Annotated in this window: 16 protein-coding genes; 9 read left to right on the top strand and 7 right to left on the bottom strand. The window is 58.8% G+C overall.

Annotated elements, in window-relative coordinates:
* The first annotated feature begins 73 nt into the window (after positions 1-73).
* Genes WLQ66_RS14625 through WLQ66_RS14585 form a run of 9 tightly spaced genes read left to right on the top strand, consistent with a single transcriptional unit; the run spans position 74 to position 4,652 of the window.
* On the top strand, positions 74-463 hold the full coding sequence (locus WLQ66_RS14625; RefSeq protein ID WP_340547062.1) for a FlgB family protein: 390 nt from the start codon (positions 74-76) through the stop codon (positions 461-463).
* A 12-nt stretch (positions 464-475) separates the two neighbouring features.
* On the top strand, positions 476-868 hold the full coding sequence (gene flgC / locus WLQ66_RS14620) for a flagellar basal body rod protein FlgC (protein WP_340547061.1): 393 nt from the start codon (positions 476-478) through the stop codon (positions 866-868).
* A 44-nt stretch (positions 869-912) separates the two neighbouring features.
* Complete coding sequence (gene fliE / locus WLQ66_RS14615) at positions 913-1,209, top strand: flagellar hook-basal body complex protein FliE (protein ID WP_340547060.1); 297 nt, start codon at positions 913-915, stop codon at positions 1,207-1,209.
* 4 nt (positions 1,210-1,213) lie between these two features.
* A complete protein-coding gene (locus tag WLQ66_RS14610) occupies positions 1,214-1,486 on the top strand; it encodes a flagellar biosynthetic protein FliQ (protein ID WP_340547059.1) in 273 nt (90 codons plus the stop codon).
* Positions 1,486-2,202 carry a flagellar hook-basal body complex protein gene (locus WLQ66_RS14605; protein WP_340547058.1) on the top strand — a complete coding sequence of 239 codons (717 nt, stop codon included), beginning with the start codon at positions 1,486-1,488 and terminating at the stop codon, positions 2,200-2,202. The genes WLQ66_RS14610 and WLQ66_RS14605 overlap by 1 nt, the downstream gene beginning before the upstream one ends.
* A gap of 10 nt (positions 2,203-2,212) precedes the next feature.
* Positions 2,213-2,998, top strand: coding sequence for a flagellar basal-body rod protein FlgG (flgG, locus tag WLQ66_RS14600; protein ID WP_340547057.1), 786 nt, complete (start codon positions 2,213-2,215; stop codon positions 2,996-2,998).
* Complete coding sequence (flgA, locus tag WLQ66_RS14595) at positions 2,998-3,414, top strand: flagellar basal body P-ring formation chaperone FlgA (RefSeq protein WP_340547056.1); 417 nt, start codon at positions 2,998-3,000, stop codon at positions 3,412-3,414. Before flgG ends, flgA begins: the two co-directional genes overlap by 1 nt.
* Entirely contained in the window at positions 3,414-4,154 is a 741-nt protein-coding gene (flgH, locus tag WLQ66_RS14590) for a flagellar basal body L-ring protein FlgH (RefSeq protein ID WP_340547055.1), read from the top strand. The genes flgA and flgH overlap by 1 nt, the downstream gene beginning before the upstream one ends.
* A 9-nt stretch (positions 4,155-4,163) precedes the next feature.
* On the top strand, positions 4,164-4,652 hold the full coding sequence (locus tag WLQ66_RS14585) for a flagellar basal body-associated FliL family protein (protein WP_340547054.1): 489 nt from the start codon (positions 4,164-4,166) through the stop codon (positions 4,650-4,652).
* Between the two features lie 79 nt (positions 4,653-4,731).
* Here the strand turns inward: WLQ66_RS14585 and WLQ66_RS14580 are convergent, their stop codons facing one another.
* From WLQ66_RS14580 to motA, 7 genes are all read right to left on the bottom strand, one after another.
* A complete protein-coding gene (locus WLQ66_RS14580; protein ID WP_340547053.1) occupies positions 4,732-5,133 on the bottom strand; it encodes a hypothetical protein in 402 nt (133 codons plus the stop codon).
* Positions 5,133-6,212, bottom strand: coding sequence for a flagellar type III secretion system protein FlhB (gene flhB, locus WLQ66_RS14575; RefSeq protein ID WP_340547052.1), 1,080 nt, complete (start codon positions 6,210-6,212; stop codon positions 5,133-5,135). The genes WLQ66_RS14580 and flhB overlap by 1 nt, the downstream gene beginning before the upstream one ends.
* Entirely contained in the window at positions 6,209-6,988 is a 780-nt protein-coding gene (locus WLQ66_RS14570) for a flagellar biosynthetic protein FliR (RefSeq protein ID WP_340547051.1), read from the bottom strand. The genes flhB and WLQ66_RS14570 overlap by 4 nt, the downstream gene beginning before the upstream one ends.
* Positions 6,985-9,018 carry a flagellar biosynthesis protein FlhA gene (gene flhA, locus WLQ66_RS14565; RefSeq protein ID WP_374015601.1) on the bottom strand — a complete coding sequence of 678 codons (2,034 nt, stop codon included), beginning with the start codon at positions 9,016-9,018 and terminating at the stop codon, positions 6,985-6,987. The genes WLQ66_RS14570 and flhA overlap by 4 nt, the downstream gene beginning before the upstream one ends.
* A 73-nt stretch (positions 9,019-9,091) precedes the next feature.
* Positions 9,092-9,892, bottom strand: coding sequence for a transglycosylase SLT domain-containing protein (locus WLQ66_RS14560; RefSeq protein ID WP_340547049.1), 801 nt, complete (start codon positions 9,890-9,892; stop codon positions 9,092-9,094).
* A 139-nt stretch (positions 9,893-10,031) separates the two neighbouring features.
* Positions 10,032-12,488 carry a hypothetical protein gene (locus WLQ66_RS14555; protein WP_340547251.1) on the bottom strand — a complete coding sequence of 819 codons (2,457 nt, stop codon included), beginning with the start codon at positions 12,486-12,488 and terminating at the stop codon, positions 10,032-10,034.
* A complete protein-coding gene (motA, locus tag WLQ66_RS14550; RefSeq protein WP_340547048.1) occupies positions 12,488-13,357 on the bottom strand; it encodes a flagellar motor stator protein MotA in 870 nt (289 codons plus the stop codon). The genes WLQ66_RS14555 and motA overlap by 1 nt, the downstream gene beginning before the upstream one ends.
* Between the last annotated feature and the right edge of the window lie 35 nt (positions 13,358-13,392).

Below are 13,392 nucleotides of genomic sequence, written 5' to 3'. Positions count from 1 at the left end.
ACTGTTCCTGAAAACAATTTCTAAAGGAATTGGGGTTAAGCCTTGATTGAAATTGATCGAGGGAGAAGCCCCGGTGTTTAAAGAACTGAACGTCTTTAAGATTGCCTACTCAATGGCGACCCATGCAGGGAAGCGCCAGGCATTGGTGTCACAGAACATCGCCAATGCCGACACGCCAGGCTACCATGCCAAGGATATCAAGCCTTTCAAAGAGGTATACGCTCAGGGTTCGCGCCCCGGCGACATGATCGCCAGCCGCTCCAACCATCTGAACGGTGCCTCAGGCAATGGGATGGACTGGGCTGTGACCCAGACCAACAACAGCACTGACCCCAACGATAATTCCGTCTCGATCGAAACCGAAATCCTGAAAGGGGTCGAGGTGAAGCGGCAGCATGATCGTGCTTTGGCGATATACAAATCGTCGATGAACGTTTTGCGCAGCAGCCTTGGCCGGAACTGAGGAGGTTAGATCATGAGCGAATTTTCCAAGTCTCTTTCCGTTTCCGCAAGCGCACTGAAGGCACAGGCAAGCCGTCTGCGCCACGTGTCGGAGAATATTTCCAATGCGGACACGCCCGGTTATCGTCGGAAGACCGTGCCGTTCGAAGCGGTGCGAGATCTGCGCACGGATGTCGAGAAGGTCGAAGTTGGTCCGGTGCGTCTGGACCGGTCAGACCTGGAGCAGATCTTCGATCCCTCGCATCCGCTGGCTGACGACAGCGGTCATTACGAAGGGTCCAACGTCGATCTGATGATCGAGATTGCCGACGCCCGTGAAGCTCAGCGCAGCTACGAGGCCAACCTCAAGATGTTCGAACAGGGGCGGCAGATGTCGTCCTCGCTGATGGAACTGCTGCGCAGATAACATCGAAATTTTCTGAAACACACTGACATACTTGGAGATCCAGAATGGATATTCGCAGTCTTTCCGCCACAAACGGCTATGCCGCAGCGCGTCCCGCAACCAAAGTTGACCCCGAGCACGCGCCAACAAGCGCCGAAGCTCGGATCAAGGCCAGCTTTGAGGAATTTGCCGGCACGCTCCAACAAAGCGAGCAGGTCTCGGTCACCGCCATGACCGGCAACGGCGATCCGCATGCCCTGGTACAGGCACTGGCACAGACGGAGCTTGCCGTGGAAACCGCAGTGACCGTGCGCAACAAGGTCGTCGAAGCCTATCAGGAAATCCTGCGGATGCCGGTGTAAGCCGATGATGAGCGAAGGGCTTTTCTACGACACTCTGCGCCAGGCTCTATGGGCTGCGGTCATGATGTCGACGCCGGTTCTGCTGGTCGCGCTGGTTGTTGGCCTCGCGATCGGCCTGTTTCAGGCTCTGACATCGGTGCAGGAAATGACCCTGACCTTTGTCCCGAAGCTTACCGCCATTCTTGTCGTTTTCTGGATGACCATGGGGTTCATGACGCAGACCCTGGTCGCCTTTTTTGATGGGCACGTTGTGCCGCTGATTTCAGGAGGTCTGTAATGGGAGACACCGGTTACACCACCTTGTCCCGCCAATCCGGTCTGATGCGCGAAATGCGTGTTGTGGCAAACAATATCGCCAATTCCGCCACCACCGGCTACCGGGCTGAAGGCTTGATCTTCTCGGAGTTCATCCAGTCTGCCCCCGGCCAGGAATCCCTGTCGATGGGGCGGGCCAACATCCGTAACACCTCCATGGCACAGGGGGCGCTGACCCAATCCGGCGGCGACCTCGATCTCGCTATTGAAGGCGACGGTTACTTCATGGTCGAAACTCCGATGGGTGAGCGCCTGACCCGGTCGGGGGCGTTTTCTACCAACGCCGAAGGCGATCTCGTCACTATGGATGGCCATCGGGTTCTGGATGCGGGCCGGGCGCCGGTCTTCATTCCGGGGGATGCCAAGTCGATCAAATTCGGCGCCGATGGCACGCTGAGCGCGGACGGTCGCGCCCTTGGACAGATCGGCATTTTCAAGCCGGAAGAGAATTACCAGATGGTCCGTGAAGACGGGGTCATGTTCCGTGTTGATGGAGAAATCGAAGTGGCCGGAGAAGCGCGCGTGCTTCAGGGCTTTCTCGAAGGCTCCAACGTCAATGCCATCTCTCAGCTGGCCCGCATGGTCGAGATTCAGCGTGCCTATGAAATGGGCCAGAGCTTTCTTGAGACCGAACACGAACGTGTCCGCAACGCCATCAAAAACCTGACTAAGTCGTAGGAGTACCCCCATGCGCGCCCTCAAGATCGCCGCAACCGGAATGACCGCGCAGCAACTGCGTGTAGAGACGATTTCGAACAACCTCGCCAATATGAATACCACTGGTTACAACGCACGGCGTGCGGAGTTTGCGGACCTGCACTATCAGCAGGTGACGCGGGCCGGCACGGTAAATGCCTCTGATGGAACCGTGCTGCCAACCGGTGTGCAGGTCGGTCTTGGTGTGCGTGCCTCGGCGATTTCCATTCACCTGGCCCAGGGTGCCCTGACCCAGACCGGCAACGATCTGGACGTCGCAATTGACGGGAAGGGCTATCTGGAGGTTACCCTGCCGTCCGGCCAATCCGCCTACACCCGTGATGGCGCGCTCAAACGGTCGGCCGAAGGGTTGATTGTCACCTCCGACGGGTTCACCGTGTCGCCGGATATCACCATCCCGACCGATGCACGCAATGTGTCGATCAATGCCGAGGGCGAGGTCTACGCCTATTTCGACGAGGCCGCCGAAGGCCAGTTGATGGGACAGCTGACACTTGCCGGCTTCTCCAATCCCAAGGGTCTCGAAGCGCTGGGCAGCAACCTCTTTGTCGAAACCGAAGCCTCCGGCGCAGCCAGCGTGGCGACGCCCGGCGAGAATGGTCTTGGTACTCTGCGCCAGGGCTACCTGGAGGCCAGTTCCGTCGATGCCGTGCGCGAGGTCACCGAGCTGATCGAAGCGCAGCGCGGCTATGAAATGAATGCCAAGGTCATCTCTGCCGTCGATCAGATGATGGGCGCAACCACACAGGTCCGCTGATGAAACCGATCCTCGCCATTATGATGCTGCTCTGCGCCCAGCCTGTCTGGGCCGATATACTGGTCCCCGTGCGCACCATCCGCGCCAAGGAAATCGTGACGGCCGAGGATCTGGTTCTGAAACAGGCCGAGGTGCTGGGCGCGATCTCAGATCCTGCTCTCGTGATCGGGCAGGAGGCGCGCGTGGCACTCTATGCGGGGCGGCCGATGCGTCCCGGTGATGTCGGGCCTCCGGCCATCGTCGACCGCAATGATCTGGTCACCATTCGTTTCAAACGTGGTGGACTTACCATCCTCGCCGAGGGCCGCTCGCTTGGCCGTGGCGCAGATGGAGAGGCCATACGTGTCATGAATTTGTCGTCACGCACAACCATCAGCGGGCGGATCGCCGCAGATGGAACAGTTGAGGTAAACTGATGAAAAATAGAATTTATTTGGCAAAATCCGCCCTTGCTGGTGTGATCATGCTCAGCGCCTGCGGACGGCTCGACCATGTTGGCAAGCCTCCCACGTTCAGCCCGGCAAATGAATCGCCCGAGCATGTCGCCATGCTGTTTCAGGGGCTGCCGGTCGATACCCAGACACAGCGTCCGGTCGACCAGGCCTCGCTCTGGAGCGGCTCGCGTCAGTCGCTGCTTGGGGATCGGCGGGCAACCAAACGGGGCGATATCCTGACGGTCGTCATCGAGATTGACGAAGAGGCCGAAATTTCAAACGACACCAAACGGTCCCGCTCCGGGTCCGAGAGCCTGGCGCTGCCGCAGCTGCTGGGCCTGCCGCAGCGGATTGACCGGAAATTGCCGGACGGTGCCACGATGGCTGATGCCGTCGATATCGGCAGCAGCAGCAGCTCGGGTGGCAAAGGCTCCGTGAAACGGAGCGAGAAACTGGAACTGCGGGTTGCCGCGACTGTGGTCGATGTCCTGCCGAACGGTGTTCTCTCCATCAACGGTACGCAGGAGCTGCGCGTCAACTTTGAGATGCGCGAATTGCTGGTGACCGGTTATGTCCGCCCCGACGATATCAGCCGTCAAAATGAGATCACCTACGACAAGATCGCGTCCGCGCGGGTCTCATATGGTGGCCGCGGCCAGATCACTGATGTCCAACAACCGCGTTACGGCCAGCAGGTGCTGGACGTGATCCTGCCATTCTGAGGCCTGCACATGCTGTCAAAACTACTGCCTGTCATTCTACTGCTGGTCGGAACTGCCGGAGGTATCGGCGCCGGGATCATGATGGCTCCGGCACCGGCCCCAGAAGACCACGCTGAGGATAGCGGCGAACATGCCGAGGAGATCACTCCGGAGCTGCCGGGTGATGAGGAAGAGCAGCGCGAATACATCAAGATGGCGAACCAGTTCGTGGTTCCCGTTGTCGAGCGCGAACAGCTGTCCTCGCTGGTGGTGGTGTCGCTCAGCCTGGAAACCAAGGCTGGCATGAACGAGAAGATCCACGCTTATGAACCCAAGTTGCGGGATATCTTTCTGCAGGTTCTGTTCGATCATGCCAATATGGGTGGCTTTCGCGGGGCCTTCACCCGATCCGACATGTTGACACCGCTGCGGACCGCGCTGCGTGAGGCCGCGCAGAAACAACTGGGCAAAGATATCTATGACGTCCTGATTGTAGAGATGTCGCGACAAGACGTCTGACCAATGCACTGCCGAAAAGAGAAAGGCCGGTTCATTTTGAACCGGCCTTTCTCTTGGATGCCATCCTGTGTCAGGTGGCTCAGTCCATATTCATCAGGCGATTGTGCAGTTTTTGCGCCTTGTCTTTCTTGACCCTCAGGCGCTCTTCGATCGCCATTGTCTCCACGGCGTGTTTGCGACCGAATGCCTTGCGCAGATTGTCCATTGCCCGCAGTTTCTGTGCCGTGATCTGCGCCAGTTCCATATTCAACTCTCGACGGGCGCGGGTATGCCAGCCTTGCCACAGAAGATCGGCACCAAGCGCTTTCATTGCATGGTCGGAGCTGGCCAGATCGCGGCTGTCTTTGATCTGCTGGTCCAGCTTAGTCAGCTGACCGCGCACGCGGGCTTCCGCATCAAGAACCGGCTTTACCTTGGCATGTTCCTGCAGATACAGGGCTTCGGTCACATCGGCCATCTGATCGAGCATTTTCTGCTTCATCACACCATCCCCTTGGCCCGCTGGCGCATGTTCTCCGCAAAGCGGATCGCGGCGGCAACCGGCGCATAATGCTCTTCGTGAATTTCCTCGCCGATCTGAACCGCGGCATGCAGGGCGCGCGCGGTCGGCGGATCGCTATGGATCGGGACACCATGCTCATTGGCAACTTCGCGAATGATAGCAGCGACTTCATCCACCCCCTTGGCCACACAGACAGGCGCCTGTCCTGGTGCGCGGTCCCATTTCAATGCGACAGCGTAATGAGTCGGGTTGACGATAACGACATCTGCCTTTGCCACATCTGCGACGCCCTGGCCCATGGCAATCTGATGGGCCTTTTGTCGGCGGGCGCCCTTTAGATGCGGGTCGCCTTCGGACTCTTTGCTTTCGTCCATGATTTCCTGGCGGGACATCATGTTTTTCCGATTGTGCTCTGCCTGCTGAAACGCGGCATCGATGACACCAATACCCAGCGCGATGATCAGCGCGAGGATGAGAAACTCCAATGCCAGCTGCGCCATCATCATCACGACGACAAAAGCGCCGGTGGCAGAAGACGCGATCATATCCGGCAGCCGATAGTTCAGGTAGACACCCATGCAGACCGAGTAGAGGATCAGCTTTACGGTGCTCTTGAAGAACTCAAAAAGGCCCGAACGCCCGAATTTATTCTTGGCGTTGGAAATGATCGAGATCTTTGAGAGTTTTGGCTCCAGCTTGCTGGGAGCAAAAACCAGGGCCCGCTGGGCGACAATGGACAGGAAAACAGCGGCCATAGGGACGATAAAGATCGGCAGACTTGAGGTCCCGACAGCCATCATGATCCCGCCAACCGGCACGGTGCCGGCGCCGTTGAAGAATAATTCTGCCAGCCGGTCGGGTTGATCGAGAAACGACATCAATATCGTGCCGATTTCGGCGACAACGTCTGCCCCCGACACGTAAATCGCGATGATCAGCCCGAGATAGGACGCCGCCACCGACAGGTCGGTAGATTTTGGAACTTCACCTTTTTTCCGTGCTTTCTCAAGCTTCTGCGGTGTTGGTTCATATGACTTGTCTGAGTCGTCGTCGCTCATGGCATCCCCTCACCCGGATTGGCAAAGAAGCTCATAAGCGCGGTGCTCCAGATATCCAAGATCATTGGGCTGGCAACCATCAGGATTGCGAGACCTCCGAAGGTAACCACCGGCGCACCGACAAAGGCCACCATCAGCGCGGGCATGGCGCGGTTGATGACACCCAGTGTCAGATTGTAGACCATCGAGCCGATCAGGAACGGTGCAGCGAGAGAGAACCCCATCGCAAAGGCGCGCGAAACACGGTGTACGCCCCAATCCGACAGGCCGGATGCCGCCGGAAATTCACCCACCGGGAACATCATGTAGCTGTAGATTATGAATTCAGCCACACGGATATGAAGACCCAGCATGACCGCCAGCGCCAATCCCGAGATCAAAAGGACGGCGCCAATAGCGGGCATTGGCTCGGCACCGATACCGCCCAGAACCTGTGCGAGAGACGTCGACTGCGCGGCAATTGTTCCGGCGATCTGGATTGCATGAACAAACATGCGGATCGCGACCCCGAGGGCCAGACCAACAACGGCTTCACTCAGCGCGAGACTGGCGTAATGCAGCGGGCTGGCCGGTTCCGGCAGCAACGGCAAGGCCGGCGCCACGATAAATGTGAACGCCAGCGAAATGGCCAGTTTGATCCGCACCGGGACATATTTTTCGCCGAAGGCGGGTAGTACGGACACCATGGCCGCAACCCGCAGAAAGATGATGGCCCCATGCCAAAAGCCGGCGCCCAGAAGAGCGACCAGCTCAGGCGGCAGAAAGCCAATGCTCATGCCGGAACCATGCCTACCAGGGCAGGTCTGGCCTCAAGTCCGATTTCCTCGAAAGACAAAACCGGATTGAGGATGCCGCGTGATTTCAGGATTGTCCGCAGGTATCGACGACGCCGGGTCGAGGTAACAACCGCTGCAAAAACACCCTGTTCGGTCGTGCTGTTCAGTCGGTCGCTCAGCCCCTCGGCCAGTCGGTTGAACTGATCCGGCGGCAGCGCGATATCGACGGCGCCACCCTGAGCGTCGATCTGGTAGGTAGAGAAGGTCTCTTCCCATTCCGGGGCCAGCTGGATCAGCGGAATGGTCCCATCCTCGCGCTTCATCTCACCAACCAGCTGGAAACCCAAACGTTGGCGCACATGCTCACAGATGATCTCGGGCTGGTTGGTATGGAGGCGTGCCTCGGCAATCGATTCGAGAATGAGAGGCATGTTGCGGATGGACACCCGCTCCTCCAGAAGCAGACGCAAGACGCTGTGCAACGTGTCCATCGGCACCTTGTCCGGCACCAGTTCGTCCAGCAGTTTGCGATTTGCCTCGGCGCGGAATTCATCTGTCAGCTCGGTCATTTCGTTCAGCAGACGGCGCAGGGATTTCAGCGTCAGCAGACGCGGGAAGTTCTGCTTGATCACTTCCAACAAATGGGTGGCCAGAATTTCCGGTGCGGTGACGATTGTGGCGCCTGAGAGCGCTGCATCTTCCTGGCTCTTCGAAGATATCCAACGCGCAGGTGCACCATAGACAGGTTCTGTCACATCGGTGCCGGGCGGCAGGGCTGCGTGATTGTCGGGCATCAACGCGAGCACCATTTCGGGATGAAGAATGCCGCGCACCTGTTCCACCCCTTGCACTTTGATCACATAGGTGCCGGTCATCAGCTCAGGCTCATCCGTCAGGCGGATCTCCGGCAGGATAAGCCCAAAGGTGGTTGCCACATGCGTCCGCATATTGGCAATGCGGGCATCCAGCCCGGTCCCGGCATCCAGAACCATGCTCACCAGATCCGGTGCGAATTCCAGGTGCAGGTCGTCCAGATCGAGGATGTCACCCAGCGCCCGGTTTTCCTTCGGCTCCATGACTTCTTCGATCCGCTCGTCCATATCCGCTTCTTCGCGGTCCTTCATGTTCTTGCTCATCTTATAGGCGGTGTATCCCAGTACAGCGCCCCCCACCATGAAGGGGATAAACGGCAGACCCGGAACCAGCGCAAACAGCGACATGAGCACGGCAACGGTTGCCAGAGCGGCCGGATGTTTGCCCAGCTGATCGGCCAGCGCGATATCGGTCGAGCCCGTCGCACCGCCGCGGGCCAGCAAGAGAGCTGCCGCAATCGAGATGATGACCGAGGGGATCTGAGAGACCAGACCATCGCCAACCGTCAGGATCGCATAGGTTTCAAATGCGGAAACAACCGGCATGTCGTGAACAAGCACGCCCATGATGAGGCCCATGATCAGGTTCAACAGGGTGATCAGCAGGCCGGCGATTGCGTCGCCTTTTACAAATTTGGACGCACCGTCCAGAGAGCCGAAGAATGTTGTTTCGCGTTGTTCCACCTCGCGACGCTCGCGCGCTGTGGCGTGGTCAATGGCGCCGGCCGACATGTCGCTGTCGATTGCCAGCTGCTTGCCTGGCATCCCGTCCAGTGCAAAGCGGGCGCCGACCTCGGCCATCCGCGCTGCACCTTTGGTAATGACCATGAAGTTCACGATCAACAGCACCCCAAAGACAACGAGGCCAAGGAATACACTGCCCCCCATGACGAACTGAGCGAATCCCTCGATCACCCCGCCTGCGGCATCGGTGCCGGTATGGCCCTGACCGATAATCAGTTTTGTCGAGGACACATTCAGCGACAACCGCAGCATCAGAGAGGCCAGCAGGATCGTCGGGAATGATGAGAAATCCAGAGGTCGCTCGATAAACAAGGTTATTGTGAAGATCAGGATCGCAAGCCCGAAGGAAGCCGCGAGACCGATATCCAGAACCCAGGCTGGCATCGGCAGAATCATCATCACGATAATCGCCATCAGCGCGAGTGCGAGCAGCACGGTGGGGCTGAACAGTTTTTGTATATCAATATTTGGCACGGAAATTCAGCCCTTATTTCAGTACGATGAGAGCCTGCGCGGATGCGCCGCCGCCCGTTAATGGGACCAGTGAGCCCAATCGAGCTGCGCCGGAGGGCGCTGCGCCTTGGGTGATCAGCGGTGAGGGATTGTGAAGCATGGCGAGCGGTTGCGGGGCGGAGAAGGTGGCCCGTTTGCGCTCCACCGGCAGCGCGGCAACGGTCTCGACTGGCTTCAGATCAGCCCGAACGCGATCGAAACGTGCTGTATAGCGATTTGCATAGGTCGGCGTGCGCGAGTGATAGGCGCCGGCCGCCTGGGACCAATCGCCGAATTCATCATGCAGTTCGCGCAGGAAGCGCGCCGCATATTGCGCATTGGCAAGTGGATCGAACATTTGGTCAATCGAGTCGAACGCCTGACCATGCCATTTGAAGTTGATCTGGAAACACCCGACATCAAAGCTGCGCGCGCCGCGCTTGAAGTGCGAGAAGACATAGGCTCTCGCCTCATCTTCAGTCTGAAACCACTTACCGGCGCCTTCCATATTGACCGTCCACGGCCATGGCTGAAGCCCTTGTTTGCCGCCACGACCGGTTTCCGTTCTGGTAATCGCGCGCAGAACGTCCAGTGGCACGCCCTGATCACGTGCCGCGCGCCGTGCGGCGAGATCACATAACGCCGAAACCTGCGGCGAGGACGCATGTCCGGTCTGCGGTTTCAAAAACACCAATAGCCCCAGCGCCGCACAAAAAAGCGCAGACCATACTGGCAAACTGACTGTGCAGCGGGCACATCGCCGCTGTTGTCTGAAAAGAAAGCTCAATTTCGGCATTCTGCCTGTCCAAATGAGGATTCACCCTAAGTCCGAGCCTAAGACCAGAGCATTGACAAACCGTTATCATCAGATGCGCCAAGACCGCCGGTGAGGCGGTCCTGGTTTCTGTCAGCGTGGCAGAAAAGATCGTTGTCAGCTATGATCCGTCTTCGGAAAGCTCTGGCTGCCGCGTCACCTTCTGCAGCAGATCGGCAATACCGCCGCGTGTTCCCTCGCTGCTTTCGACCAGGGCCCTCGCATGGGCCAGGGGCGGCAAACCACTTGGTTCTTTTGCAGTTTCTTCGATCTGTGTCGTCGCCCTCGCGACTCCGCCAAACTGCTGCGCAACATCAGCATCAATGGTTGCAAGATTCTCGCGATCTTCCGAGTGCCAGAAACCGCGCGCCGCCGCATCCTCTTCGTCTTCTTCAAGAAGATATTCGCCAGCTCTTGCATATTCACCGTTTCGCCACAGCGCTTCGGCGCGCAGCTTATTTGCTTCAGACCCGGACAGCCCCATCAGCTCCACCAGCGCGGAGTGCGGTTTGTCCATCGCGAGTGCTGCCTTGGCCAGAAGCAGGCGTCGTTTGGCGTTGCCGGGTTCCATGGCGAGCTTCTTCAGGATCGACTGTGCCTGCTGTGCAAACCCGAGATCAAGCAGCCGCTGAGCCACGATATCGGCAATCGGAGCTACCTCGGCCGGGGTACCATTGGCCGCAATGACCAGCGCATACTGCAGGAATGTCACATCATCTGCGCGTTCCGTCAGCAATGTCAGAAGCGGTTCCAGCGCGGCAGTGCGCGCCGCAGGACCATCACGTCTGCTCAAGGCATCCAATTCATTGAAGCTGTCATGGAACTGGCCGGTCAGGGCCAATGCCGAGACCACGGCGCGGCGCAAGTCCATGCCCAGTGGGCTATCGCGATTCTCGACCTCATAGGACGCGGCCAGATCCGGGACATCCGGCGACAGCGCAGAGCGCTCGGCAAAGCTGAGATCAATCAGCTCAATCAAGGCACGGGGGGCGTTTTCCGTCCGCTCCGCGACCTCCTCCGTCAGCTCCTGAGCCACGGTTTCGACGTCACCTTCCAATTTGGCGATTTCGGCTTCGGCCAGATTGATTTCGGGCACGTGGTCGACGCCGGTACGATCAACCGAACGCAGCGTGGCGCCCGCCAGATGAGGGTCACCGGCCTTTGCAAAAAGCGTGCTGACCCGCGGGCCGACCTGGACCCGCAAATGTGGTGGCAGCTTGGCAAAGGCCTGCTGGATTGCATCCGTCTTTGCGTTTTTCTTGATCGTGCCATCGGCCAGCGCTGCCCAGAGCGCCACTTCGCTGTCGCAGACCTGTTGCCCGGCGAAGGCGTGGTTTACGCCAAGGTCCTGACCGTCCAGCACAGCCCCCATCGCGGTTAGCGCGACGGCATCATCATGTTCCGCTGCGCCAGACGGCATCATACGCAAGATCGCCTGTGCCTCAGCACCGAACCCGAAAAAGAGATAGGCCCGCGCCAGGGTTAGGACGGCAGCCGGATCGACATCGTCGAATTCACGCACCAGTTCAGCCCGAAGCGGTGATATCTGGTCAGAGAATGGCTCATCACTGCCCCATTCATGGATGGCAAGCTGTGTGCTCGACAAGCAGTGTGTCGGCTGATTGGAATCGCCCGAGCGGCGCGCAACCAGGCCGGTTTCGCGATCCACGGAGGACGTGACAGAGATCTGGTCCAGCGGATTAAGAGGGCGATCACGGCTGCTCAGCGGGTCAAGGATATGTCCGGCGGGACCATCGTGAACTTCTACACCAACAAGCTCCAGAAGGCCCTGATTGGTTGCCCGGCTGATCTGTTGCAACAGCCGCTGTTCAGATTCGTTGACTGTGGCTGCGCGCTCCGTTTCTGACAGGTCGAGCAGCATATCGGTATCAACCTGTACCGGGACTGGTGTTGGTTCCGGGGCTGGCGCGGCGGCAACACTTGTGCCCCCGGCAGGATTTGCTTCAGTGTTTGTGCGGGGTGTCCGGTTCAGATTGAGGGGCAGCACCACGGCTGATGGGGCGTCCGCCACAGCTACGGGGAGGCGCTGTACCGGATTGGGCCGGTCGGAGCTGCCGGACGTGACGCCGGCCAGATCGAGTGCGGCGCGTGCATCAGCAGCGGCGCGCGCCGCTAGATTGAAGCGATAGCCTGCGCTGTTGAACGTGCCGGGCAACAGAGGCAAGGGCGAGCCTGCGATGACACGCCGCTCGGCCCCGGCGGGGCCATCGGCGATATCGATCACCAGATACCCGTCCTTCTGCACGAAGGAGGTCACCTCACATGCGCAACCAAGCTGTAGGTTCAGCGGTTGTCCGGGACCGGCCTGCGACACAGATTGCAGGCGCGTCCGCGGAATAAGATCGAAGATTCGGGATGTATCAAACACCACTGTTGGCGTTTCAATGACCACCTGCGCCGATTGGCCTGACTGACGCAGCGACCATGGCGCGCCATTTGGAAGCCGCATGACCAGCCGGGAAAACCCGTCATGCTCTCCCGAACGGGCGACCACCGTCTGGGCATCCACAGATGCCGCAGCCAGGGTAAGTGCTGCAAGGGTCAGCGCGCGCCACATCATGCTGCGTCCTGTTTCACCGACTTCAACGCGTCTTCCAGCTCAGAGAAGCCGGGGCGAATATGCGATGGGGTGTTCTGACGTCCGACTTCGATGCAGATCGCTGCGGCATGATTGTGCAGATTTGCCACCAGAACTTCTCGGATGAGGGAGTAGAAATGCGCATCTTCCTCGGTTACCGACTTCACCTTGCCGGCGAAGGGGCCAACCAGACCGTAGGCCAGGAAAACGCCAAGGAATGTCCCGACAAGCGCGCCACCAATCAGCTTACCCAGGACTTCCGGGGGCTGGTCGATCGAGCCCATCGTCTTGATGATCCCGAGAACCGCCGCAACAATCCCAAGCGCGGGCAGCCCGTCTGCAAGTGTCTGAAGCGCATGGCTGGAATGCAGCGCGTGATGAAGATTTGCCTCGATGCGCTTCTCCAGAACCTCTTCCACCTGATGGGGGTCGTCATAGTTCATCGAGGCGGACCGCATGGTATCACTGATCAGGTTCACCGCCTCTTTGTCGGCGAGAATCTTGGGATACCGGTTGAAGACCGATGAGTTCTCGGGATCCTCGATATGCTGTTCGACCTCAACGGGATTGGCCCGCGCGATCCGGATCAGAGAGAACAAGAGACACAGAAGATCGCGATAGTCGTCGGCCTTCCACTTGGGACCCTTGAACACTTTGCCCATGTCCTTCAGCGTGTGTTTCACGCCGCCGATGTCATTGCTGATCAGAAAGGCCCCGATACCGGCGCCGCCGATCATCATGAATTCAAACGGCAGGGCCTTGATGATGATTGTCATCTTACCACCGGCCAGGAGATATCCCCCGAACACCATGACAAAGATAACCACGATGCCTACAATACCGAGCATTAGGTCCACTCCGAATTTCGTTTGTTTCTACAAGT

This window comes from Phaeobacter sp. A36a-5a (assembly GCF_037911135.1).
GTDB lineage: Bacteria > Pseudomonadota > Alphaproteobacteria > Rhodobacterales > Rhodobacteraceae > Phaeobacter > Phaeobacter bryozoorum.
Note: the sequence above shows the minus strand (reverse complement) of the source record. Positions and strands in the feature narration are given on the sequence as shown.